At 68.9% G+C, this 24,210-nt stretch carries 16 protein-coding genes; 8 read left to right on the top strand and 8 right to left on the bottom strand.

Annotated features, from left to right (window positions below; translation table 11 throughout):
• Positions 1-25 precede the first annotated feature (25 nt).
• From aroQ to PI990_RS28060, 4 genes are all read right to left on the bottom strand, one after another.
• The gene (gene aroQ / locus PI990_RS28075) at positions 26-469 is read right to left on the bottom strand and encodes a type II 3-dehydroquinate dehydratase (RefSeq protein ID WP_021222377.1); all 444 of its coding nucleotides are present in this window, start codon (positions 467-469) and stop codon (positions 26-28) included.
• A gap of 119 nt (positions 470-588) precedes the next feature.
• Positions 589-2,352, bottom strand: a complete 1,764-nt coding sequence (locus PI990_RS28070; protein ID WP_271659136.1) for a protein-disulfide reductase DsbD — start codon at positions 2,350-2,352, stop codon at positions 589-591.
• Positions 2,353-2,525: 173 nt separating this feature from the next.
• Entirely contained in the window at positions 2,526-3,113 is a 588-nt protein-coding gene (locus tag PI990_RS31675) for a methyl-accepting chemotaxis protein (RefSeq protein WP_371877111.1), read from the bottom strand.
• Positions 3,114-4,600: 1,487 nt separating this feature from the next.
• Positions 4,601-6,214, bottom strand: a complete 1,614-nt coding sequence (locus tag PI990_RS28060) for a response regulator (RefSeq protein WP_043246686.1) — start codon at positions 6,212-6,214, stop codon at positions 4,601-4,603.
• A gap of 300 nt (positions 6,215-6,514) precedes the next feature.
• Here PI990_RS28060 and PI990_RS28055 point away from each other — a divergent pair, with 300 nt between their 5' ends.
• The 4 genes from PI990_RS28055 to speA all read left to right on the top strand — a co-directional run bounded on the left by PI990_RS28055 (position 6,515) and on the right by speA (position 10,933).
• Positions 6,515-7,582: a DUF2333 family protein gene (locus tag PI990_RS28055; RefSeq protein ID WP_021222373.1), complete on the top strand. Its 1,068-nt coding sequence runs from the start codon at positions 6,515-6,517 to the stop codon at positions 7,580-7,582.
• Complete coding sequence (locus tag PI990_RS28050) at positions 7,582-8,103, top strand: NUDIX domain-containing protein (protein WP_271659134.1); 522 nt, start codon at positions 7,582-7,584, stop codon at positions 8,101-8,103. The genes PI990_RS28055 and PI990_RS28050 overlap by 1 nt, the downstream gene beginning before the upstream one ends.
• Before the next feature lie 413 nt (positions 8,104-8,516).
• On the top strand, positions 8,517-8,888 hold the full coding sequence (locus PI990_RS28045) for a translation initiation factor Sui1 (protein ID WP_021222371.1): 372 nt from the start codon (positions 8,517-8,519) through the stop codon (positions 8,886-8,888).
• 131 nt (positions 8,889-9,019) lie between these two features.
• Entirely contained in the window at positions 9,020-10,933 is a 1,914-nt protein-coding gene (gene speA / locus PI990_RS28040) for an arginine decarboxylase (protein WP_021222370.1), read from the top strand.
• 102 nt (positions 10,934-11,035) lie between these two features.
• Here speA and pdxR read toward each other — a convergent pair whose 3' ends face one another.
• Positions 11,036-12,481 (bottom strand): MocR-like pyridoxine biosynthesis transcription factor PdxR, encoded by a 1,446-nt coding sequence (gene pdxR / locus PI990_RS28035; protein ID WP_271659133.1) that lies wholly within the window; start codon positions 12,479-12,481, stop codon positions 11,036-11,038.
• 87 nt (positions 12,482-12,568) lie between these two features.
• Here pdxR and PI990_RS28030 point away from each other — a divergent pair, with 87 nt between their 5' ends.
• Positions 12,569-13,042 carry a GNAT family N-acetyltransferase gene (locus PI990_RS28030; protein ID WP_263404199.1) on the top strand — a complete coding sequence of 158 codons (474 nt, stop codon included), beginning with the start codon at positions 12,569-12,571 and terminating at the stop codon, positions 13,040-13,042.
• Positions 13,043-13,044: 2 nt separating this feature from the next.
• Positions 13,045-13,668 carry an FMN-dependent NADH-azoreductase gene (locus PI990_RS28025; protein WP_271659132.1) on the top strand — a complete coding sequence of 208 codons (624 nt, stop codon included), beginning with the start codon at positions 13,045-13,047 and terminating at the stop codon, positions 13,666-13,668.
• Between the two features lie 28 nt (positions 13,669-13,696).
• On the opposite strand, the gene PI990_RS28020 is transcribed toward PI990_RS28025, so the two are convergent.
• Genes PI990_RS28020 through PI990_RS28010 form a run of 3 tightly spaced genes read right to left on the bottom strand, consistent with a single transcriptional unit; the run spans position 13,697 to position 16,590 of the window.
• The gene (locus PI990_RS28020) at positions 13,697-14,152 is read right to left on the bottom strand and encodes a DUF2214 family protein (RefSeq protein ID WP_271659131.1); all 456 of its coding nucleotides are present in this window, start codon (positions 14,150-14,152) and stop codon (positions 13,697-13,699) included.
• Positions 14,153-14,201: 49 nt separating this feature from the next.
• On the bottom strand, positions 14,202-15,230 hold the full coding sequence (locus PI990_RS28015; protein ID WP_271659130.1) for a sensor domain-containing diguanylate cyclase: 1,029 nt from the start codon (positions 15,228-15,230) through the stop codon (positions 14,202-14,204).
• A gap of 13 nt (positions 15,231-15,243) precedes the next feature.
• Positions 15,244-16,590 (bottom strand): MATE family efflux transporter, encoded by a 1,347-nt coding sequence (locus PI990_RS28010; protein ID WP_271659129.1) that lies wholly within the window; start codon positions 16,588-16,590, stop codon positions 15,244-15,246.
• A gap of 125 nt (positions 16,591-16,715) precedes the next feature.
• Here PI990_RS28010 and PI990_RS28005 point away from each other — a divergent pair, with 125 nt between their 5' ends.
• Together PI990_RS28005 and pbpC are read left to right on the top strand one after the other, a co-directional pair.
• Positions 16,716-21,626 carry an alpha-2-macroglobulin family protein gene (locus PI990_RS28005; protein ID WP_271659128.1) on the top strand — a complete coding sequence of 1,637 codons (4,911 nt, stop codon included), beginning with the start codon at positions 16,716-16,718 and terminating at the stop codon, positions 21,624-21,626.
• Between the two features lie 199 nt (positions 21,627-21,825).
• On the top strand, positions 21,826-24,141 hold the full coding sequence (gene pbpC, locus PI990_RS28000) for a peptidoglycan glycosyltransferase PbpC (protein WP_442969354.1): 2,316 nt from the start codon (positions 21,826-21,828) through the stop codon (positions 24,139-24,141).
• Positions 24,142-24,210: the final 69 nt, after the last annotated feature.

The following is a 24,210-nucleotide window of genomic DNA, read 5'->3' as shown; positions in this document are numbered from 1 at the left end:
TAATTATCAACTCCCAAGGGTGAGGTCAGGGGCGTTCAAGGTGTTCTAGCGCCGCGTCCAGGGCCAGGCGGTAGCCGGTGGCACCCAGACCGCAAATCACTCCCACCGCAACGTCGGAGAAGTAGGAGTGATGGCGGAAAGGTTCTCGCTTGTGCACGTTGGAGAGGTGCACTTCGATGAATGGGATGCTCACTGCGAGCAACGCGTCACGTAGGGCGACACTTGTATGCGTGAAAGCGGCGGGATTGATCAGGATGAAGTCCACGCCTTCGTTGCGTGCGGCATGGATGCGATCGATCAGTTCGTACTCGGCATTGCTCTGCAGATAAAGCAGGTGATGCCCCGCCTCGCGGGCTCTGCGCTCCAGGTCCTGGTTGATTTCGGCCAGGGTGGTGGCGCCGTACTTGTCGGGTTCGCGGGTGCCCAGCAGGTTGAGGTTGGGGCCGTGCAGGACGAGCAGGGTGGCCATGCGATGTCTTCCTTATTGGGGGCCAGGCGGGACTATGCAGGAAAGCCCGAGAGGCTGTCCATATGCCGGTAGTAGTCGACACGATGCCCGTAGTTTGCGGCAGATTTGTGAAAATCGGCTCAAAGCCGCTGGGCAGCGCCTTGTAGCTTGGCGGCGAAGTCCGTCGCGGTGATCTCACCTACGACACGCGATTCCGACCATTCGTCACCATTGGGGGCGAAGAACAGGATGGCGGGCGGGCCGAACAGCTTGTAGCGGTCCAGCAGCGCGCGCTGTTCGGGCGTGCTCGCGGTCATGTCGAAGCGCACCAGGTGGTAGGCGCCCAGTTGGCTGGCCACCTCGGGCGCGGTCAGCACTTCGCGCTCGATCACCTTGCAGCTGATGCACCAGTCGGCGTACCAGTCCAGCAGCAGCGGCTTGCCGGCGGCCTTGGCTTCGGCCTGGGCAGCGGCCAGCTCGGTCGGGGTGGTGATGGTCTGCCAGGCACCGGCCGTGCTGGCGGTGACGGCTGCAGCACCCGGGCGGCCCAGGGGGCGCAGCGGGTCCGACTCGCCCTTGAGGCCGCCGATCCAGGCGGCCACCGCGTAGACCAGCAGCACCAGCCCGGCCAGTTGCGCCAGGCGCTGGCGGGCGGTTTTCGGGGTGAACTCCAGGGCGCCGAGGAACAGCGCCACGCCGCCGGCCAGCAGGCCCCACAGGGCCAGGGACAGCGGGCCGGGCAGCACGCGCTCCAGCAGCCACACCGAGACGGCCAGCAGTAGCACGCCGAAGGCATTGCGCACCGCGACCATCCAGTTGCCGGACTTCGGCAGCAGCGTGCCGCCGCCCACGGCGAACAGCACCAGGGGCGCACCCATGCCGAGGCCGAGGACGAACAGCTTGAGCCCGCCGCCCAGGGCGTCGCCGCTGGCGCTTATATAGAGGAGGGCGCCGGCCAGGGGCGCCGACACGCAGGGCGAGACCAGCAGGCTGGAGAACACCCCCAGCGCCGCCGCGCCCCAGATCGAGCCGCCCCGGGTGTTGCCGGCCAGGCGATCCAGCGGGCCGTTGATGAACTGCGGCAGGCGCAGTTCGTAGAGGCCGAACATGGCCAGGGCGAAGACCGCGAAGAAGGCGGCGAAGGGCACCAGCACCCAGGCCGATTGCAGGCGTGCCTGCAGGTTGAGTTCGGCGCCGAACACGCCCATCAGCGCGCCGAGCACCGCGAAGCAGGCGGCCATGGGCAGCACATAGGCCAGCGACAGCACCAGGCCGCGGCTGCCGCCCACCTGGCCGCGCAGCACCACGCCGGACAGGATCGGCAGCATGGGCAGCACACAGGGGGTGAAGGTCAGGCCGAGCCCGGCGAGGAAGAACAGCGCCAGCTCGTGCCAGCTCCAGCCCTTGCCCTCGGAGGGGATCGCACCGTCCAGCGCCGCCGGGGCGTCGCCGATCTGCAGGGTTTCGGTCTCCGGCGGGTAGCAAAGGCCTTTGTCGGCGCAGCCCTGGTAGGTCACCAGCAGCTTGAAGGGACGATTGGACGGGTTGTTCAGCGGCAGGTCGACGTCGAGGACTTCGTAGTACACCTCCACGTCGCCGAAATATTCGTCGGTCTTGTGCTTGCCGGCCGGCAGCTGCGCGTCGCCCAGGGCGATGTCCGCCGGCTCGGTGCGGAACTGGAAACGGTGCTTGTAGAGGTAGTAGCCCTCGGCGTTGGCGAAACGCAGCTTGATCGAGGTCGGCGAGCTGTCCACCAGGCTGAGGCGGAAGGCCTCGCGCACGGGGAGGAAGTCCTTGCTGTTGTTCAGCGCGGCTCCGAGGGTGGAGCTGGGGCGGTTATCCAGCAGCCCGGCGCTGGCGGGCAGGGCGACCAGCAGCAGGATCAGGGTCAGCAGACGGCGCATGGAAGTCTCGGCAGGCGAAGGTGCCGGGCATGATAGCGGAGCCGGCCGCCGCCATGCAGCGCTGATCCTGTAAGCGGTTTTCTCGGCTGCCCGGGTGGTCGTGGCGCAGCGACCGTGCCCGCCCGGCGGCGACGCGCTTCGCTGTTGCGGGGCGCGACACGTCGCCGCAGGGGTCAGACGCGGAAGGCTTGCACCGCGCGGGTCAGGTCGCCGCCCAGCTGCAGCAGCTGTTCGGCCTGGTCGCGACTGCGGCCGATGCGCTGCAGGTTGTCGTCGCCGAGCTGGTGGATCTCCTCGCTGTAGCCACGGATCTCGGTCACCGCACCGCTCTGATTGGCGGTGGCTTCGGCGATCTGCCCGGCGGTGTCGGCGATGGTGCGGATGGCCGCGACTATCTCGTCCAGTGCGCCATCGGCGGCGGCGGCGCGGGCGGCGGTCGCCTCGGCGTGCTCCACCTGGGCGCGCATGCCCTGTACCGACTGATGGGCGGCGGTCTGCAGGCGGCCGATCAGCTCCTGGATTTCGCCGGTGGCGCCGGCGGTGCGTTGCGCCAGGGTGCGCACTTCGTCGGCGACCACGGCGAAGCCCCGGCCCTGCTCGCCGGCACGGGCGGCCTCGATGGCGGCGTTGAGCGCCAGCAGATTGGTCTGCTCGGCGATGCCGCGGATCACCACCAGCACGCTTTCGATGGTGGCGGACTCCTGGGCCAGGCGCTCGATGGCGATGGCATTGCCCTGCACCTCGCCGACCAGGCTGTGCATGCCCTCCAGGCTCTGGCCAATGATGCGCTGGCCTTGCTCAACGGCGCGCCCGGCGTCGTGGCTGGCAGAGGCGGCCTGGCTGGCATCGCCCGCCACCTGCTGGATGGTCGCCTCCAGTTCGCCCAGGGCGTCGCGGATCTGCGCGGTGCCGCCGGCCTGGCGTTCGGCCCCGGCGTGCAGGCCACCGTTGAGGTCGGCCAGGGTGTGGCTGCTGCCGGCCACCTGCTCGGCATGGTGGCGGATGGTGCCCACCAGCTCGCCGAGGTAGGCGCGCAGGCGGCCCAGGGACTGTTCGATGCCGCGCAGGTCGTCGATCTTCGAATCCAGGGCGATGGGCTTGCTGAAGTCGCCGGAGGCCCAGGCGGAGAGGGACTGCACCAGGCGCCCGAGCACGCGGGTGAGGTTGCGCTGGATGCGGTCCACGGCCAGGGCGATGAGCAGGATCAGGCCGATCATCAGCCCTTGGATCACCCGTACCTCGCCCTGGATGCGGCCATGCTCGGAGCGCACCAGCGGCTCCAGCGCGGCCAGGGCCTGGCGCAGGGCGTCGAGGCGGGCGCGGGTGGTGCCGGCCAATTCGGCGCGGCTGGTGATCAGTTGGCGGGTGCGCTGCAGTTCGGCCGGGTAGCGCTTGAGCAGGCTGGCCAGGTCGCGCTTGAGGGCGATGCCGCGATCCTCGGCCTGTTTCGTCTCGGTCGCGGCTTCGGTGGCGGCCAGGCCCATCATCGCGGCGAAATCATCGGAGGCGGAGCTGGAGGCGTCGGCCAGGCCCAGCAGCGGCAGGGCGTCGAGGCGCGCGGATTCCATGCTCAGGGCGGCCAGCTCGCGCTCGACGTCGGCGGCCAGTTCGTCGCGGCCGCTCTCCACCAGCTTGACCCGGGCGTGGGCCAGGCGGGTCAGGTGCTGGGCGGCAGCCAGCAGGGGCTTGCGGTATTCGGCGGCCTGGCTGGGGTCGCCTTCGTCGGCGTAGCGGGCCAACTGTTCCAGGGCGCCGTCGATCTCGCGTTCGGCCTGTAGCAGCAGGCCCTGCGGGTCGCCGGCCAGTTTGCCGGCGGCCAGCAGTTGGTCGCGGCTGAAGGCGCGCAGGTCATCGATGCTGGCGCGCAGGGTGGTGGCCAGTTGCGGCGGCAGCTGGGCCATGCGCTGGTCCAGTTCGTCCAGGCTCTGGGTGGCGGCGCTGTGGCGCAGGGCGTCGCCACTGCCGAGGTAGGCTTCGATGTTGGCGCTGACGTCACGCTGGAAGCGCTGGGCCAGGTCCATGTACTGCTCCATCACCTGGTAGGGGCGCTCCAGGGCGCGCTGCGACCACCAGAGGGTCACGCCCAGGGCCAGGCAGACGGTTACAAGGAGCAGGGTGTTGAGATTGGTGAGCTGTTTCAGGCGCATCGGGGCCTCGACCGACTACAGAACGGACAGGCCCTGAAAGATATTGCGGTTCGGTTTCAACCTGATGACAGCGTGAACTGCGTCACGCCCGCCGGTCGGCCTCAGGTGAACAGTTCGACGCGGTTGCGACCGCCGTGCTTGGCGCGATAGAGCGCTTCGTCGGCCTGCTTGGAGAGGGCGTTGCTGTCGAGGTCGTCGCGCAGCTCGGCGATGCCGGCGCTGAAGGTGCAGGACAGGTCATGGGGCTGCGCCGGGTAGTGGATCTCGGCGAAGCGCCTGCGGATTTCGTCCAGTACGCGATGCGCCGCCTCCAGGTCGGTATCGGGCAGGACGATGGCGAACTCCTCGCCGCCGTAGCGCCCGATATGGTCGGTTTTGCGCAGGCGTTGCTTGAGGAACAGCGCCAGGCTCTTGATCACCCGGTCGCCCATGGGGTGGCCGTAGGTGTCGTTGACCTTCTTGAAGTGGTCGATGTCGATCATGGCGAAGGTCAGCGGGCGACCGTCGCGACGCGCTCGGGAGCGAGCATCTTCCAGCAGTTGCAGGGTGTGGGTGTGGTTGAACAGCCCGGTGAGGCTGTCACGCACCATCCGCGCCTTGAGGCTGCGGGCGCGCTTGGCGCGGTTGCGTACCGTGGCGATCAGGTGGCGCGGCTTGATCGGCTTGGTGAGGAAGTCGTCGCCGCCCTCGCTCATCGCATCCAGCTGCTTGTCCAGGTCGTCCTCGGCGGAGAGGTAGATGATCGGCACGCTGACGTAGCGCTCGTGCTGGCGGATCACCTTGGCCAGCTCGGTGCCCAGGCACTCGGGCATGTACATGTCGAGGATGATCAGGTCCGGCTGGAACTCGGCCAGCGCACCCATGGCCAGGGCCGGCTCGGTGATGGCCTGGGTGACGATGCCGGCGCTGTTGAGCACCATTTCGGTGTGCATCGCCTGGGCCTTGGAGTCGTCGACGATCAGCACCCGGTACGGCTCGTAGTGGGCGGTGCGGGTCAGGGTCTCGATCTTCTCCAGCAGGCTGGAGGCATCCAGGGCACCGGTGAAGTACTCCTGGCCCCCGGCGCGCACGGCGGCCAGGCGGGTCGGCGTATCGGTTTCCTCATGGCTGAAGAACAGCACCGGCAGCTTGTGCTCCAGGCCTTTCTGCGCCTCCAGGGCCAGCTCCAGTCCCGTGCCGCGACCGGCGAAATCCACTTCCATGACGATGGCGGCCGGATGGCGCTCGGCCATGGCGGCGCGGAAGGCATTGGCGCTGTCGCAGGTCTGTACGTAGAGGCCGAAGAAGTCCATCTGCTGGGCCAGGCGCTGGGCCCGCTCCTGGTCCTGCAGGGCCAGGTATACCGGCTTGCGCAGGGGCGGCAGGAAGGTCTGTTCCAGCTGGTCGCCATGGCGCAGGCCGGTGCGCGACAGGCGCTGCATCAGTTGGCTGAGCTCGGTGATCAGGTCGCTGGAAAGACGACCGCGGTTGGCCTTGACGGCTTCCAGGCAGTGCTTGATGCCCTGGGCCAGCTGGGTGTGTTCGGGTTGTTCGAAGCGTTCCGCATAGCGCAGCAGGTAGCCGTTGGCTTCGGTCAGCTCGGCCAGGTCGGCGCTGGTCCACTCGGCGCGCTGCAGGCGTTGCCAGACTTCCAGAAGATGGCGCGCCTGGTGGATCACTCGTTGTGCAAAGTGATTCTTGAGGCGATCGCGGCTCGGATCTTCATGCTCGGTCATGGCGTTGCTTCTAATGCTCGACCGCAGGATTTTGAGTGGGCGGTCAGAATGGTGGCTCTATGCTAGCACTTGATAATGCGTACGCCAGTACCGCCGATCTAATGACGCCAGTATTTTTTCACGGAGAACCATTAGGTCACAGTTGTGCTGTGCGGCCCGTCTCAGGTTGCGGCCCACTCTTGGTTTGGCCATTTGTCGCTGGCAAGGCCCGGCGCTTCACTTATAGTGCAGAGCCGGATGGCACCCTCCTCGCAGGTTGCTGTCGAAACTGCCGAGCTGAACGAGTTTAAGGACATAGCCATGCTGGACTGGAAGAAGCGTGCGGGTCAGGCACGAGATCGCGTCGATGATTCGGTGGATGACGTGCGCAGCTACCTGGGCGGAATCTGGCTGAGCCGCGCCCTCGGTGCGCTGCTGGGCCTCTACCTGGTGGGTGCGATCATCGTGGGTTGGTACTGGAGCCAGGAACCCGGGCTGTTCCCGGTGCAGCAGAACGCCCAGGCTGCCGCCGAGCGTGCCCAGCGCAAGCTGGTGACCGGCTACACCACGGTCGAGACCCTCAAGCAGGTCGGCCAGACTCTGCTCGACAAGCCCGGTGGCTACCTCTCCAACGACCTGGCCCCGCCCGGCCTCTGGCTGGACAACATGCCCAGCTGGGAATACGGCGTGCTGGTTCAGGTCCGCGACCTGTCCCGCGCCCTGCGCAAGGACTTCGCCCGTTCGCAGTCGCAGTCCACCGAAGACGTCGACCTCGCCCGTGCCGAGCCGCGCTTCAACTTCGACAACAAGAGCTGGGCCCTGCCGGCATCGGAAACCGAGTACCAGGAAGGCATCCGCGCCCTGGACCGCTACCTGGCCCGTCTCTCCGACCCGAACCAGTCCTCCGCGCAGTTCTATACCCGCGCCGACAACCTCAACAACTGGCTGGGCGACGTTGCCACGCGCCTCGGCTCGCTGTCCCAGCGCCTCTCCGCCAGCGTCGGTCGGGTGCGCCTGAACACCGACGTGAAGGCCCTGGAAGCCCAGGAAGGCGTGGTGCCCAAGGTCAGCGAGGAGATCGTCGAGACGCCCTGGCTGCAGATCGACAATGTCTTCTACGAAGCCCGTGGCCAGGCCTGGGCGCTGTCGCACATCCTGCGGGCCATCGAAGTGGACTTCGCCGACGTGCTGGCGAAGAAGAACGCCACCATCAGCGTGCGGCAGATCATCCGCGAGCTGGAAGCCGCCCAGGAACCACTGTGGAGCCCCATGGTGCTCAACGGCAGCGGCTTCGGCGTGCTGGCCAACCACTCGCTGGTGATGGCCAACTACATCTCCCGCGCCAACGCCGCCATCATCGACCTGCGTCAGCTGCTCGAGCAGGGTTGATGGCCATCAGCGAGCGCGAGGCGGCGCACCGTGCCGCCTCCGATGCCGAGCGCATCGCCTGGGTCGACGAGGCCGATGGCCTGCTCGGCGAACTGCCCCGTGCCGAATTGCGCGAGCGCGGCCTGATCGGCCGTGGCACCTTCATCCTCCTCTTCGATTCCGCCGGGCGCCTCTGCGTGCACCGGCGCGCCCTGAGCAAGGCCGTGTATCCCGGCTACTGGGACCTGGCCGCCGGCGGCATGGTCGCCGCCGGGGAGGGCTACGCCGAATCCGCCGAGCGCGAGCTGGAAGAGGAGCTGGGCATCGCCGGCGTGCCGCTGGTGGATCACGGGCGCTTCTTCTTCGACGAGCCGGGCAATCGCCTGTGGTGCGCGGTGTTTTCCGCCGTTTCCGATGCACCGCTGCGGCTGCAGCCGGAAGAGGTGCTCGAAGCCCGTTTCGTCGACCTGGCAGAAGCCGCTGCCCTGCAGCCCTGCTGCCCCGACTCCCAGCGCGCCCTGCAGCTCTACCTCGACACCTGACCCAGGCGCGACGGTATGCCCCGAGTAGGGTGGATGACGCTTTTCTCATCCACCGATCGGCGCCCCGGGCTACGAAGTGCCATCGCTGGCCGTAGGCTGGGCTTCAGCCCACCGCTCTCGCTCGATGCCAACCTGTGGGCACCCCATTTTCTCCTGCCGAACCCGCGCCAGGCGCGGGTTTGTGCGATATTCCGGACCCTTTCGTGCGGGATGCTGCACAGCGAGGCGGGTAGGTCGCTATTCTGTCGATCAATGGCGCAATTTCGTACTTAGCATTCGCGCCGAATGCTGCTAAATTTCGCCGCCTTTCAAGCCCGGCTTCCCCGCCGGGTCTGCGCTGCCCCTGCCAGAGTGGGGCTTCGCGGTCGGCTCCCGCCGACCAGTCGCTATCCTGACCCCTACGAGGAAAGCCGGTGGTCAAGAAAGCTTCGTCCTTCGCCGCATTGAGCGGCCTGGTGTACTCCACCGACAGCGGCCGGCATTGCCCGGACTGCGCCCAGCCCATTGACGCCTGCGTTTGCAAGCGAGCCTCCGTGCCCGCTGGCGACGGCATTGCCCGTGTTCGCCGGGAAACCAAGGGCCGCGGTGGCAAGACGGTGACCAGTATCAGCGGCGTGCCGCTCGACGAGGACGCCCTCAAGGAGCTGGCCAGCGCGCTCAAGCGTCGCTGCGGCACCGGTGGCGCCCTGAAGGATGGTGTGATCGAGATCCAGGGCGATCACGTGGACCTGCTGCTCGAAGAGCTCGCCAAGCGCGGCTTCAAGGCCAAGAAATCCGGCGGTTGATCACCGGCTTTCTAAACTGACTGCAGCTGATGCGGTCAACACCCCAACGTCACACGACCGAATTAATCTGCCCAAGCCCGCCCCACATGACCGGCGGGCCTGGCTCTTTTCTATCCCACAGGGGGAATCCGATGTCTGCACGACGCACGCGCAAGGACGATGGCAGCAGCTGGACCGTGGCCGACAGCCGCAGTGTCTATGGCATCCGCCATTGGGGCGCCGGTTATTTCGCGATCAATGACGCCGGCCGCGTCGAAGTCCGCCCGAGTGGCGCCGCCAGCGAGCCGATCGATCTGTTCGAACAGGTCGATGCCCTGCGTGAGGCCGGCCTGTCCCTGCCGCTGCTGGTGCGTTTCCCCGGCATCCTGCAGGACCGCGTACGCCAGCTGACCGGGGCCTTCGACGCCAATATCGCGCGCCTGGAATACCAGAACCGCTACACCGCGCTGTACCCGATCAAGGTCAACCAGCAGGAAGCGGTGGTGGAAAACATCATCGCCACCCAGGACGTCTCCATCGGCCTGGAAGCCGGCTCCAAGCCCGAGCTGCTCGCCGTGCTGGCCCTGGCGCCCAAGGGCGGCACCATCGTCTGCAACGGCTACAAGGACCGCGAGTTCATCAAGCTGGCGCTGATGGGGCAGAAGCTCGGCCACAACGTCTTCATCGTCATCGAGAAGGAATCCGAGGTTCAGTTCGTGATCGAGGAGGCTGCCGAACTCAAGGTCGCGCCCCAGGTCGGCCTGCGCGTGCGCCTGTCGTCCCTGGCCTCGTCCAAGTGGGCTGACACCGGTGGCGAGAAATCCAAGTTCGGCCTCTCCGCCGCGCAACTGCTGTCCGTCGTCGAGCGCTTCCGCAAGGCCGGCATCGAGCAGGGCGTGCGCCTGCTGCACTTCCACATGGGCTCGCAGATCGCCAACCTGGCCGACTACCAGCACGGCTTCAAGGAAGCCATCCGCTTCTACGCCGAGCTGCGCAGCCTCGGCCTGCCGGTCGACCACATCGACGTCGGCGGCGGCCTGGGTGTCGACTACGACGGCACCCACTCGCGCAACGCCAGCTCCATCAACTACGACATGGACGACTACGCCGGCGTGGTGGTGGGCATGCTCAAGGAGTTCTGCGACGCGCAGGGCCTGCCGCACCCGCACATCTTCTCCGAAAGCGGCCGCGCCATGACCGCGCACCACGCCGTGCTGGTGATGCAGGTGACCGACGTCGAGCGCCACAACGACGAAGTGCCGAAGATCGCCAACCTCGAGGAGCAGCCGGAGATCGTCCGCTGGCTCGCCGACCTGCTGGGCCCGACCGACGCCGAGATGGTCACCGAGACCTACTGGCGCGCCACACACTACATCAGCGACGCCGCCACCCAGTACGCCGAAGGCAAGCTGACCCTGGCGCAGAAAGCCCTGGCCGAGCAGACCTACTTCGCCATCTGCCGCCGCCTGCACAACCAGCTCAAGGCCCGCCAGCGTTCCCACCGCCAGGTGCTGGACGAGCTCAACGACAAGCTGGCCGAGAAGTACATCTGCAACTTCTCCGTGTTCCAGAGCCTGCCGGACACCTGGGCCATCGGCCAGGTGCTGCCGATCCTGCCGCTGCACCGCCTCGATGAAGAGCCGGTGCGCCGCGCGGTGCTGCAGGACCTGACCTGCGACTCCGACGGCAAGATCAAGCAATACGTCGACGAGCAGAGCATCGAGACCAGCCTGCCGGTGCACGAAGTGCGCGAGGGCGAGGACTACCTGCTGGGCGTATTCCTGGTCGGCGCCTACCAGGAAATCCTCGGTGACATGCACAACCTGTTCGGCGACACCGACTCGGTGAACGTCTACCAGCGCGAGGATGGCAGCGTGTACCACGGCGGCATCGAGACCCACGACACCATCGAGGACATGCTGCGCTACGTGCACCTGTCCCCCGAGGAACTGATGGCGCTCTACCGCGACAAGGTCTCCGGCGCCAAGCTCAGCGCCCGCGAGCGCACCCAGTACGTCGACGCCCTGCGTCTCGGCCTGACCCGCTCGTCCTACCTGTCGTCCTGATCCATCGCACCATGAAAAAGCCCGGCCCAGCGCCGGGCTTTTTCATTTGGGGTGGGGATAGGGGGCAACAGGATGACTCGTGGGAGGATGACTCGTGGGAATTCATTCGCCCATTGGCTGCCCACATCCCTCCAACACACCACGCAACCGCCCCGCCAATGCCCGTGCCTCTTCGGCCGTGGCGATATTGGTGAAGCCCAGCAGCAGCCCCGGTGCGCCGCCTTCGCCCAGGTACCAGCGCGACAGCGCGGCGACCGCCAGGCCGGCTGCCTGGGCGCTGTCGGCCAGGGTGCGGTCGTCGCTGCCGGGGGCGAGGCGGGCCAGCAGGTGCATGCCGCCGGCCTGCGGGTCCATGCGCAGCCATTCGCCGCAATGCGCCAACAACGCCTCGCAGGTGTGGGCTCGGCGGCGGGCGTAGAGGCTGCGCATCTTCTTCAGGTGGCGGGCGAAGTGGCCCTGGTCGATGAAGTCGGCCGTCGTCGCCTGCAGCAGTTCGCTGCCGCCGCCGAGGAACAGCGCGGCGACGTCGCGGAAGCGCTCCACCTCACGCTCCGGCACCACCAGGTAAGCCAGGCGCAGGCCGGGGTAGAGCACCTTGCTGAAGGTCCCGGTGTAGAGCACGCGGCCGTCGCGGTCGAGGCTCTTGAGCGCGGGCAGCGGCCGGCCCTGGTAGCGGTATTCGCTGTCGTAGTCGTCTTCAATCACCCAGCCCTGCATCTGCCGCGCCCGCTCCAGCAGGGCCAGGCGCCGGGGCAGCGACAGCGCCACGCCGGTGGGGCTCTGGTGCGTGGGGGTGACCAGGGCGAAGCGCGCCTCGGGTGCCAGGCGCAGGCCGTCCTCCACCCGCAGCCCTTCGCCGTCCACCGCTACCGGCACGCCGCGCACGCCGAGCCCTTCCAGCAATTGGCGGGCATGGGGGTAGCCGGGGTCCTCCAGCCAGATGGCCTCGCCCGGCCGCATCAGCGTGCGCTGCACCAGGGCCAGGCTGGCGCGGTGGCCGGCGGTGATGAACACCTGTTCGGGTCGGCAGTGGATGCCCCGGGAGATGCCGAGGTAGCCCGCCAGGCTTGCGCGCAGGGCGAGGTGGCCGGCAGGGGCCGGCACCATCAGCGCGCTGCCGCCCAGCTCGCGCAGGCGCCGGGCCGCCAGGCGTGCCCAGAGCTTGCGTGGGAAGGCATCCAGGGCCGGGAGGCCGAGCTGGAAGGGCTGGGGCGAGGCCTCGGCCGTGTGAGGGCTTGCGGCCCTGGCCGGGCGGGCGGCGCGCGAGGTGGGTCGGGGCGCCGGGGTCAGCCGGGGCGAGACGCAGGTCCCGGCGGGCCCGCGTGCCAGCAGGTAGCCTTCGGCGATCAGCATCTGGTAGGCCACCTCCACCGTGCCCCGCGCCAGGTTCAGTTCGCTGGCCAGGCTGCGCAGCGACGGCACCCGGGCGCCGGGCTGCAGTCGGCCCTGCTCGATGGCCTCGCGAAAGCGCTGGTACAGCTGCAGGTACACCGGGGTGCCCAGGTCGCGGTCGAGGTGGAAGGGCAGGGGGCGGCTCGGCATGCTCATGTCCCAGTCATTTCGATGATTCTTGGCCCTGGTTGCTGGTCCATGGCCTGCCTAGAGTAGCGGCCCCCAGCGAAGAGGAAAGCGGCCATGCCCGATCAGCCCAGCCCCATCGAACTGTTGCACCTGGAGAGCGACCCACAGTTGCGCGCGGCCTTCCCGGTGATGCAGGCGCTGCGCCCGCAGTTGCCCGACCCCGAGGTGTTCATCCAGCGCGTGCGTCGCCAGGCGAAGCAGGGTTACCGTTTGCTGGGTGCCTGGCGTGGCGGCCAGGTGCTGGCCCTGGCCGGCTACCGCGAACTGGAGAACCTGATCCACGGCCGCTTCATCTATGTCGACGACCTGGTGGCCGACCCGCAACAACGCAGCCAGGGGCTCGGCGGCCAGTTGCTGGATGAGCTGGCACGGATCGGCAGCCAGCTCGGTTGCCAGCGCCTGGTGCTGGATACGGCACTGGCGAATTCCCTGGCGCAGCGCTTTTATTTCCGCCAGGGCCTGCTGTCCACCGGCCTGCACTTCAGCCGGCCATTGCCCACCCCCACGCTCCGTCCCGAGGAGGACTGATCATGCCCCGTGTATTGCTGATCGAATGCAGCCCCAATGAAGACGCGTCCCCTGGCGGCCAACTGGCCCGGGAGATGGCCGAGCGCATCCACGCCAACGCGCAGATCACCGTGCGCAACCTGGTGCGTGAACCGCTGCTGCCCTTGTCTGGCGACTACGCCCGTGCGGTGACCGGCCGCGCCCATCGCGAGGACCCGGCCCTGGCGTTGTCCGAGCAACTGATCGGCGAGGTGGAGAGCGCCCACTACCTGGTGATTTCCACGCCCATGCACAACTACATGGTGCCGGCGGCGCTCAAGCTCTGGCTGGACTACGTGGTGCGCATCCAGCGCAGCTTCACCATGGTCGACGGCAACAAGGAAGGCCTGCTGGAAGACCGCCCGACCTTCGTGGTGGTCAGCTCCGGTGGCAACTACCTGGGTGCCAAGGCCAGCCAGGCGGATTTCCTCTCGCCCTACCTGCGCCACATCCTCGGTGTGATCGGCCTGCACCATGTGGAGTTCGTCCACCTGCAGGGCCTGGCCCAGGGCCCGGAGGTGGTGGCCGAAACCCTGCAGCAGGCGCGGGCGCGCCTGGCCAAAAACCCCTATTTCGCGGCTGCGCCTTTCCCCGGCGTTCCCGCCTGAGCAAGGCGCGGCGCGAGCGACGTGACGATCAGGAGATCACGCCGAACCCGCGCGCCATCAGCGCGGCCAGCAGCGGGATGACCAGCGCCAGCAACAGCTCCAGGCGGATCGCCATGATCACCAGCTTGGCGGTCTTCGGGCTGACCTGGGGCACCTGGCCGGCCTTCAGTTCGTTGCGCCAGTTGAGGAAGACGAAGGTCGGCAGCGCGGACAGCAGCGCCACCAGGATGAACAGCCCGATCTTGGCGTGGAACAGGCTGTTCTTCAGGTAGTACTCGGTGCCCTTGCCGTACCACAGCACCCGTGCCAGGCCGGTGGCCAGCACCAGGCCGGCGCTCAGGCCGTAGGCGATGTCCACCCGGATCAGGCTGCGCGCGCGCTCCAGGTCCAGGGGCAGCTTGAACAGGCGGTGCTCCAGGACCAGCAGCGAGAACAGCAGGAAGATCGACAGGTAGTGCAGGTACGCGACAATGGCTTGAGCCATGTGAACTCCTTCAGGTCGTCAGGGATGTTTCTTATAGGGGGCAGCCGCGTCAGTTGGCGCTCTCCACGCGGTTGCGGCCATTCTGCTTGGCCCGGTACAGGGCCCGGTCGGCCAGGTCCAGGGCTTCGTTCTGCGATTGCTCGGGGCTCACCAGCAGGGTGCCGGCGCTGAGGGTCTGGGCCAGTTCCTGGCCGGCGGCGCGCATGGGCTTCTCTTCGATGCAGCGGCGCAGGCGCTCGGCGATATGGTTCAGTTCCTCGCCATCATGCACCGCCACCAGGGCGACGAACTCCTCGCCACCGATGCGCATCAGCAGGTCGTCTGGGCGCAGCGTCGCGGCCATGCGCCGCGAGCTTTCCCACAGCACCTGGTCGCCGGCGGCGTGGCCGTGTTTGTCGTTGACGCGCTTGAAGTGGTCGAGGTCGGCGTAGATCACCCCCAGGCGCAGCCCGGCCTTGTTCACGCGTGCCATTTCCTTGGGAAAGAACTGCGACAGGGCGCCCCGGTTCCACAGCTGGGTCAGCGGGTCGATCAGCGCCTTGCGCTGCTCGCGGTCCACCGCGCGGCGCAGGTTCTGCGTCTGCTGGGCCATGCAGCGCAGTTGCAGGTAGCCCTCGGCCAGGGTCGCCAGGTCGCGCAGGCGAAACAGCTCCTGCTGGTTCAGGGTGCGCGGCCTGGGGTCGAGCATGCACAGGGTGCCGATGGGCAGCGCATTGCTGGAGAACAGCGGCTGGCCGGCATAGAAGCGGATGAAGGGCGCCCCCACCACCAGCGGGTTGTCGCTGAAGCGCGCGTCGGTGCGCGCGTCGGGAATCAGCAGCGGGCCGTTGCCGAGGATGGCGTGGCCGCAGAAGGAAATGTCGCGTGGGGTTTCTGCGGCCTCGAGGCCGATGCGTGCCTTGAACCACTGGCGGTTGCGGTCCACCAGGCTGATCAGCACCGTTTCCACCTGGAACAGCTCCTGGGTCAGGCGCACCAGGGTGTCGAGGTAGAGCTCGGCGGGGGTGTCCAGGATGTCCTGTTCATCCAGGGCCTTCTGGCGTCGATCTTCTTCGGGGAAGCACGGAGCGGCGAGCATGGGATTCCTCCAGTCAGTTCTCATGCGTGAACCAGGCGTCGCTTCGGGACAGGCGCCAGGCGAAGGCGCCAAGGCTCAGGCCGCGCAACAGCATAAAACAAAGGAACGCCAGCCATAGGCCATGGTTCCCCTGTGCCTGCAGCAGCACCCCCAGGGGCAGGCTCAGTGCCACCGCCAGCAGCATGGCATCGCGCATCTCGCGGGCCCGGGTGGCACCGATGAACAGGCCGTCCAGCAGGTAGCTCCACACCGCCACCAGGGGCAGCACCGCCAGATAAGGAAGATAGACGTGAGCGACCGCGCGCACCTCCCCGATGTCGCTCTGCACGTCGATGAACAGCCCCCCGGCCACGGCGAAGAACAGCGCGAAGGCCAGGCTCGCCAGCAACGACCAGACACCGGCCACTAGCAGCGCGCGGCGCAGTTCCAGGCGGTTGCGCGCGCCGATGGCGTGGCCGCACAGGGCCTCCACCGCATGGGCCAGCCCGTCCAGGGCGTAGGCGGTCACCAGCAGGCCGTTGAGCAGCAGGGCGTTGGCCGCCACCGTGGCGTCGCCCATGCGCGTGCCCTGCACCGTCAGCAGGAAGAACACCAGTTGCAGCGCCAGGGAGCGGATGAAGATGTCGCGGTTCACCGTCAGCAGCGGGCGCCAGGCGCGCCACAGGCGCAGGGCCGGCCAGTCGATGCGCCCGGGGTGGCGGCGCAGGGCGCCACGGGTCAGCGCCAGGCCGATGGCCGCGCCCGTCCACTCGGCGATCACCGCCGCCTGGGCCGCGCCGGCCACGCCCAGGTCGAGCCCGAGGACGAACCACAGCGCCAGGGCGATGTTGGTCAGGTTGGTGCCCAGCAGGATGGCCAGCGGCGCCCGGGCGTTCTGGGTACCGAGGAACCAGCCCACCAGCGCGTAGTTGGCCAGGGCCGCCGGCAGGCCCAGCAGGCGCAGGTGGAAGAATTCCCGGGTCATGGCGTCCAGCTCGGCCGAGGGGTTCATCAGCCCCAGGGCCAGGCTGCTGAAGGGCACCGCCAGCAACCCCAGCAACGAGGCCAGGCCCAGCGCCAGGCCCAGGCCCTGCAGCAGCACCTGGCGCAGCGCGCCGCCATCGGCGCGGCCGGCGGCCTGGGCGGCGAAGCCGGTAGTGCCCATGCGCAGGAAGCCCAGCACCCCGAGCAGCAGCATATAGAGGGTGCTGCCCACCGCCACGGCGCCCAGCTGGTGGGCATGGGGCAGGTGGCCGACCACTGTGCTGTCCACCAGCGCCACCAAGGGCACGGAGATGTTGGACAGGATCATCGGCGCGGCCAGCGCCCAGACCCGGCGATGGGTGGGAACGTGCCGCCAGGCATCGAGAAAGGCGCGCATTCTGAGGCTCCGGAAGGGCTGCGCAGTATAGCGTTGCAAAAGCGTGAAAAAGGGGGCTTTACGGCCGCCGGGGCTCGTCTATAGTTGCCGCGCGCGCACCTGCGCGTCCCCTCCCCGGAGTCACCATGTCGTCGTACAAAGGATTGTTACTGGCCCTCTCGCTGGGGCTTCTTGCCGCCTGCGATTCCTCCACCCCCGAACACACCGCCGAGAAGCCACCCGCCCCGCCTGCCGCCGCCCAGGAGCAGCGCGCGCCGGCCGATGTCGGGGCGCTGGCCAAGCGTTTCGCCGGCCGCGAGCTCAAGGTGGTGGACGTCTCCGAAACCCAGCTCGACGGCTCCAGCACGCTGGCCGTGACCTTCTCCGTGCCCCTGGACCCGGAGCAGCCGTTCGCCGAGCGCCTGCACCTGGTGGACAGCGAGCGCGGCAAGGTGGATGGGGCCTGGGAGCTCTCCGACAACCTCATGGAATTGCGCCTGCGCCACCTCGAGCCCAAGCGCAACCTGGTGCTGACCGTCGACCCCGGCGTGCGCGCGGTCAACGACGCGCGCCTGGCCGCCGAGAGCGTCACCCACCTGCAGACCCGTGATCTGCAGGCCACGGTCGGCTTCGCCAGCCAGGGCTCGCTGCTGCCCGCCCGCCTCGCCGAAGGGCTGCCGGTGATCGCCCTCAACGTCGACGCGGTGGACGTGGACTTCTTCCGCGTGCACGCCGATTCGCTGCCCAAGCTGCTGGCCGAATGGGGCCGCCGTGGCACCCTGGGCGTCTGGGAGGCCGACGGCCTGCTGCAGATGGCGGACCTGGTCTACACCGGCCGCTTCGACCTCAAGCCGGCACGCAACACCCGCGAAACCCTGCTGCTGCCCATCGCCGGCCTCGAGCCGATGAAGCAGCCCGGCGTCTATGTCGCGGTGATGCGTCGCTCCGGCAGCTACAGCTACTACACCCCGGCGACCCTGTTCAGCCTCAGCGACATCGGCCTCTCCGCCCACCGCTACCAGGATCGCCTGGACGTCTTCACCCAGGCCCTGGAAGGCGGCAAGGCCCAGGCCGAGGTCGAACTGGAACTGCTCGGCGACAAGGGCCAGGTCCTCGCCCAGGGCAAGACCGATGGCCAGGGCCATATCCAGCTGCCGCTGACGGGCGAAGCCCGCGTGCTGCTGGCGCGCCAGGGCGAACAGACCAGCGTGCTGCGCCTGGATACCCCCTCGCTGGACCTCTCCGAATTCGACATCACCGGGCCCCAGGCCACCCCGCTGCAATTCTTCGTATTCGGCCCGCGTGATCTCTATCGTCCCGGCGAGACCGTGCTGCTCAACGCCCTGCTGCGTGACGGCGACGGCCGCGCGGTGGCGGGCCAGCCGGTGACGGTCGAGGTGCGCCGCCCGGACGAGCAGGTCAGCCGCCGCTTCGTCTGGAACCCCGACGAAGGCGGGCTTTACCAGTACCAGTTGCCGCTCTCCGGGGACTCCCCCACCGGCCGCTGGCAATTGCTGATGGACCTGGGCAACGGCCACAAGGAACTCTACGAATTCTCGGTCGAGGACTTCCTCCCCGAGCGCCTGGCCCTGGAGCTCAAGGGCAGCGACGAGCCCCTGGCGCCGGACGACGCGGCGCGCTTCCAGGTCGAAGGCCGTTACCTCTACGGCGCGCCGGCCTCGGGCAACCGCCTGCTGGGCCAGCTCTACGTCCGTCCCCTGCGCGAGGCGGTGGAAAGCCTGCCCGGCTATCAGTTCGGCTCGGTGACCGAGGAGGAACTGAACCAGGACATCGAGCTGGATGAAACCACCCTCGACGAAGCCGGCAAGGGTGCCCTGGAAATCGACAGCCGCTGGGCCAGCGCCCGCTCGCCCTTGCAGCTCACCCTCCAGGCCAGCCTGCAGGAAACCGGCGGCCGCCCCATCACCCGGCGCCTGCAGCAGCCGGTCTGGCCGGCACCGCGCATGCCCGGCCTGCGCACCCTGTTCGACGGTGAGGCGGTCGACACCGACAGCCTTGCCGAGGTGGAGCTGCTGGTGGCCGACCCGGCCGGCAACAAGCTGGAGGCCAAGGGCCTCAAGGTGCGCCTGGTGCGCGAGCGTCGTGACTACTACTGGAACTATTCCGACGGCGAAGGCTGGAGCTACCACTACAACGAGAAGTTCTTGAACGTCGACGAGCAACGGGTCGACGTCGCCGCCAACGGCACCACCAAGGTCAGCTTCCCGGTGGAGTGGGGTGCCTACCGCGTCGAGGTCGAGGACCCGCAAAGCGGTGTCATCAGCAGCCTGCGCTTCTGGGCCGGCTACCGCTGGCAGGACAACACCGACGGCGGCGCGGTGCGCCCCGACCAGGTCAAGCTGGCGCTGGACAAGCCCGCCTACGGCGAAGGCGAGGTGGCCAAGGTCACCGTCACCCCGCCCGCGGCCGGCAGCGGCTACCTGCTGGTGGAGTCGGCCGACGGCCCGCTCTGGTGGCAGAGCATCGAGGTGCCCGCCGAGGGCAAGGCCTTCGAGATCCCCATTGCCCGCGAATGGGCGCGCCACGACCTGTACGTCAGCGCCCTGGTGGTACGCCCCGGCGAGCGCAAGGAGCGGGTCACCCCGCGCCGCGCCGTCGGCCTGTTGCACCTGCCCATCGACCGGGCCCAGCGCAAGCTGGCGCTGACCCTCAGCGCCCCGGAGAAGATGCGCCCCAGCCAGCCCCTGGCGGTGCATGTGCAAGCCAGGAACGCCGATGGCAGCCCGGCGCGCCAGGTGCGTGTGCTGGTCGCCGCGGTGGATGTCGGCATCCTCAACATCACTAACTACGCCACGCCGGACCCCTTCGCCGCGCTGTTCGGGCGCAAGGCCTATGGCGCCGATCAGCTCGACGTCTATGGCCAGCTCATCGAAGCGGGGCAGGGGCGCCTGGCCTCCATCGCCTTTGGCGGTGACGCCGGCCTCGCCGCCGGTGGCAAGCGTCCGCAGACCCAGGTGCGCCTGGTGGCGCTGCAAAGCGTGCCGCTGACCCTGGACGACAAGGGCGAGGGCGAGCTCAGCCTCGATATCCCCGACTTCAACGGCGAACTGCGCCTGATGGCCCAGGCCTGGAGCGACGACCGCTACGGCATGGCCGAAGCCAAGACGGTGGTGGCCGCGCCCCTGGTGGCCGAACTCTCGGCGCCACGCTTCCTTGCCGGTGGCGACGAAACCACCGTGGCGCTGGACCTGACCAACCTCTCCGGCAAGCCCCAGGCACTGGATGTGCGCCTGGAAGCAGAAGGCCAGCTGCGCCTGTCCGACAGCCCCGGCAGCCAGACTGCACCGCTGCAACTGGCCGACGGCCAGCGCACCACCCTGCGCATCCCGGTGCGCGCCCTCGGCGGTTACGGGCAGGGCCGGCTCAAGGTCTCGGTCAACGGCATGGAGCTGCCCGGCGAAACCCTGCAACCCTTCGCCCGTGACTGGACCCTGGGCATCCGCCCGGCCTTGCCGGCGCTGGTGAAGAACTTCCGCGCCGTGCTCAAGGGCGACAGCTGGAGCCTGCCCGCCGGCACCCTGGACGCCTTCGAGCCGGCCGGGCGTGAAGCGTTGCTGGCCGTCTCCTCGCGCCCGCCGCTGAACATCGGCGAGCAGATCCGCGCCCTGCGTGCCTACCCCTACGGCTGCGCCGAGCAGACCACCAGCGGCCTCTACCCCTCGCTCTATGCGGACGCGGCGACCCTGTCGCGCCTGGGCATCGAAGGTGAGAAGGACGAAGCACGCCGCCGCGCCATCGAGATCGGCATCGAGCGCCTGCTGGGCATGCAGCGCTACAACGGCAGCTTCGGCCTGTGGAGCGCGGAGAGCGAAGAGGAGTACTGGCTCACCGCCTATGTCAGCGACTTCCTCCTGCGCGCCCGTGACCAGGGCTTCGCCGTGCCCGCCGAACCGCTGAAGCGCGCCAACGAGCGCCTGCTGCGCTACCTGCAGGAGCCGAGCCTGATCGAGGTCTCCTACAGCCAGTACCCCGGCCACAGCCGTTTTGCCGTGCAGGCCTATGCCGGCTACGTGCTCGCCCGCAGCCAGCAGGCGCCCCTGGGGGCCCTGCGCAGCCTGTACGAGCGCCGCGCCGATTCCCGCTCCGGCCTGCCGCTGGTGCAACTGGCCGTCGCCCTCAAGGCCATGGGCGACCAGCCCCGCGCCGACCTGGCCCTGGACGCCGGGCTCGCCGTGCAGCGCGACGACACCTTCTGGCTCGACGACTACGGCAGCCGCCTGCGTGACCAGGCGATGATCCTCGCCCTGCTGGAAGAAAACGACCTCGCCGGCGATCGCCGCGAGGCGCTGCTGTTCGATCTCGCCGACCTGCTGGCCTCCAAGCAGTGGCTGTCGACCCAGGATCGCAACGCGCTGTTCCTCGCCGGCCGCAGCCTGCTGGGCAAGGCCGAGCCGCAATGGCAGGCCAGCCTGGACGTGGCCGGCCAGCGTCATGCCCTGGACAACGACCGGGGCGGGCTCAAGCTGGACGAGGCGCAACTGGCCGAACCCCTGACCCTGGCCAGCCAGACCCAGGCGCCGCTCTACCAGCGCCTGACCCTGTCCGGCTACCCGAGCCAGGCGCCCAAGGCGGGGGGGGAGAACTTCACCATCCACCGCGAGTACCTGGGCATGGACGGCAAGCCGCTGGATATCCGCAACCTGGAAAGCGGCCAACTGGTGCTGGTGCACATCGGCATCGAGGCCAAGATGCGCGCGCCCGACGCCCTGGTGGTGGACCTGCTGCCCGCCGGCCTGGAGCCGGAGAACCAGAACCTGGGGCAGAGCGCCGCCAGCCTGCAGGACGCCAGCAGCGAGGTTAAGGCGTGGCAGGAAGCGATGCAGAACGCCGCGATCAAGCACCAGGAATTCCGTGACGATCGCTTCGTCGCGGCGGTGGATATCCGCGAGTACGAACGCACCCACCTGCTGTACCTGGCCCGCGCCGTAACCCCCGGCCGCTACCGCGTGCCGCCGCCCCAGGTGGAATCGATGTACCGCCCGCAATGGCAGGCACTGGGCGATGCGCCGGAGGAAATGGTGGTCAAGGCACGCTGAGGCTATTCGAGTAGGCCTCGTGTTCGCGAGGGTGACGGTCAGGTGCCGTCATTCCCGCGAACGTGCCGCTCATTCGTAGGATGGGTAGAGCGAAGCGAAACCCATCATCAGGTCGCCTCGAAGCGGCCTGTCGCACGGTCCCACTTCGGAGCCCTCATTCTTGTCGTTCCCCTCCACCTTTCACCGTGCCCGTCGCCTGCTGAAGCGCCGCTGGGTTGTGCTGCCGTTGCTGCTCCTGGCGCTGCTGTGGTGCGCCGACCGGCTGTTCCCGCTGCCCCTGCCGGCGGACGACCAGGCACGGGTGGTGCTGGCCGAGGACGGCACGCCGCTGTGGCGCTTCGCCGATGCCGAAGGCGTGTGGCGCTACCCGGTCACCCCGCAGCAGGTCTCGCCCTATTACCTGGAGGCGCTGCTCGGCTACGAGGACCGCTGGTTCTACCGTCATCCCGGGGTCAATCCGCTGGCCCTGGGGCGCGCGGCCTGGCAGAACTTCAGCGATGGGCGCGTGGTGTCCGGTGGCAGCACCCTGTCGATGCAGGTGGCGCGGCTGCTCGACCCGCACCCGCGCACCTTCGCCGGCAAGCTGCGCCAGCTGTGGCGCACCCTGCAGCTGGAGTGGCACCTGTCCAAGGACGAAATTCTCACTCTTTACCTGGACCGCGCGCCGTTCGGCGGCACCCTGCAGGGGGTGGCTGCCGCGAGCTGGGCCTACCTGGGCAAACCGCCGAGCCAGCTGACCCGTGCCGAGGCCGCCTTGCTGGCGGTCCTGCCCCAGGCGCCGAGCCGCCTGCGCCCGGACCGCCACCCCCAGCGCGCCACCGAAGCCCGGAACAAGGTGCTGCAGCGCCTCGCCGGCTACGGCATCTGGCCCCAGGTGGCGGTGGACGAGGCCCTGGAAGAACCGGTGCTGCTGGCGCCGCGCCGGGAGCCGAACCTGGCGCCGCTGCTGTCGCGGCGGCTGAACCGGCCGGGCAGCCCGCCGCTGATCCGCACCACCCTGGATGCGACCCTGCAACGGCGCATGGAGGACCTGCTGCTGGGCTGGCGCGCACGCCTGCCCGAGCGCACCTCGGCGGCGATCCTGGTGGTGGAGCACTCGACCATGGCGGTGCGCGCGTACCTGGGCTCGGTGGAGATGGATGACGCGCGCCGCTTCGGCCATGTCGACATGGTCGGCGCCCTGCGCTCGCCGGGTTCCACCCTCAAGCCCTTCCTCTATGGCATGGCCCTGGACGCCGGGCTGATCCACTCCGAATCCCTGTTGCAGGACGTGCCGCGCCGTTATGGCGACTATCGCCCCGGCAACTTCTCCAGTGGTTTCAGCGGGCCGGTGGCGGCCAGCGACGCCCTGGCCACCTCCCTCAACCTGCCCGCCGTGCAACTGCTGGAAGCCTACGGGCCGAAGCGCTTCGCCGGCGAACTGCGCAGCGCCGGCCTGCCGCTGGTGCTGCCGGCGGGGGCGCAGCCGAACCTGGCGCTGATCCTCGGCGGTGCCGGCGCGCGCCTGGAAGACCTGGTGGGGGCCTATGCCGCCTTCGCCCGTCAGGGCCGCGCCGCTGCACCGCGCCTGCAACCCGACGACGGCCTGCGCGAAAAGCGCCTGCTCTCACCCGGGGCAGCCTGGATCGTACGGCGCATTCTCTCCGGCCAGGCGCAGCCCGAGCGTGACCCGCACGCGCTGCCACCGCTGCGCCCGGCGCTGGCGGTGAAAACCGGCACCAGCTACGGCTTCCGCGACGCCTGGGCCATAGGCGTGGGGCCGCGCTACCTGGTCGGTGTATGGATCGGCCGCCCCGACGGCACACCGGTGCCCGGCCAGTTCGGCCTGGCCTCGGCAGCGCCCTTGCTGGTGCAGGTGCACGACGTGCTGCTCAACCGCGACGCCCAGCGCGGCCTCGCCCAGCCGCTGGATGAAAAGCCCGCCCCGGTGGGCATCGCCGCCATCTGCTGGCCCCTCGGGCAGGCGCTGCCCCAGGGCGACCCCAACTGCCGCCGCCAGCGCTTCGCCTGGACCCTCGACGGTACCGTGCCGCCGACCCTGCAGGCCGCCGACCAGCCCCTGGGCCTCGGCCTGCGCCAGCCGCTGTGGCTGGACGCCCAAGGCTTGCGCACCGCGCCGGACTGCCCGGGCGCCACGCGCCGCGACCTGGATCTCTGGCCCGCCCCGCTGGAGCCCTGGTTGCCCCGGCGCGAGCGGCGTTCGGCGCTGCTGCCGGCGGTTTCGCCCACCTGCCCGCCGCCCCTGCCGCCGGCGGCCGCGCCGCTGACCATCGTCGGCCTCCGCGCCGGCGGGCAGCTGCGGCGCCCGGCGGCCAGTGACGGGCCGCTGCGGGTGCGCCTCTCGGCCCTCGGCGGCAGTGGCCGGCGCTGGTGGTTCCTCGATGGCCAACCACTGGGTGAAAGCGCCGCCGATGCCGCCTTCGACCAGGTGATCGAAGGCCTCGGCCGGCACCAGCTGAGCCTGCTGGACGAAGCCGGCGCTACCGCTCGTCTGGAGTTCCGCGTGATCGAATGAGTTTGGACTCAAGTAGGGATATCCCTTGGGCGATAACAGCTTGTACATTTCAGCCGGATTAATTGTCCG

It is taken from the genome of Pseudomonas sp. TUM22785, from assembly GCF_028198105.1.
GTDB classification, from domain to species: domain Bacteria; phylum Pseudomonadota; class Gammaproteobacteria; order Pseudomonadales; family Pseudomonadaceae; genus Metapseudomonas; species Metapseudomonas solani.
This window is presented reverse-complemented; position numbering and strand designations above follow the sequence as displayed.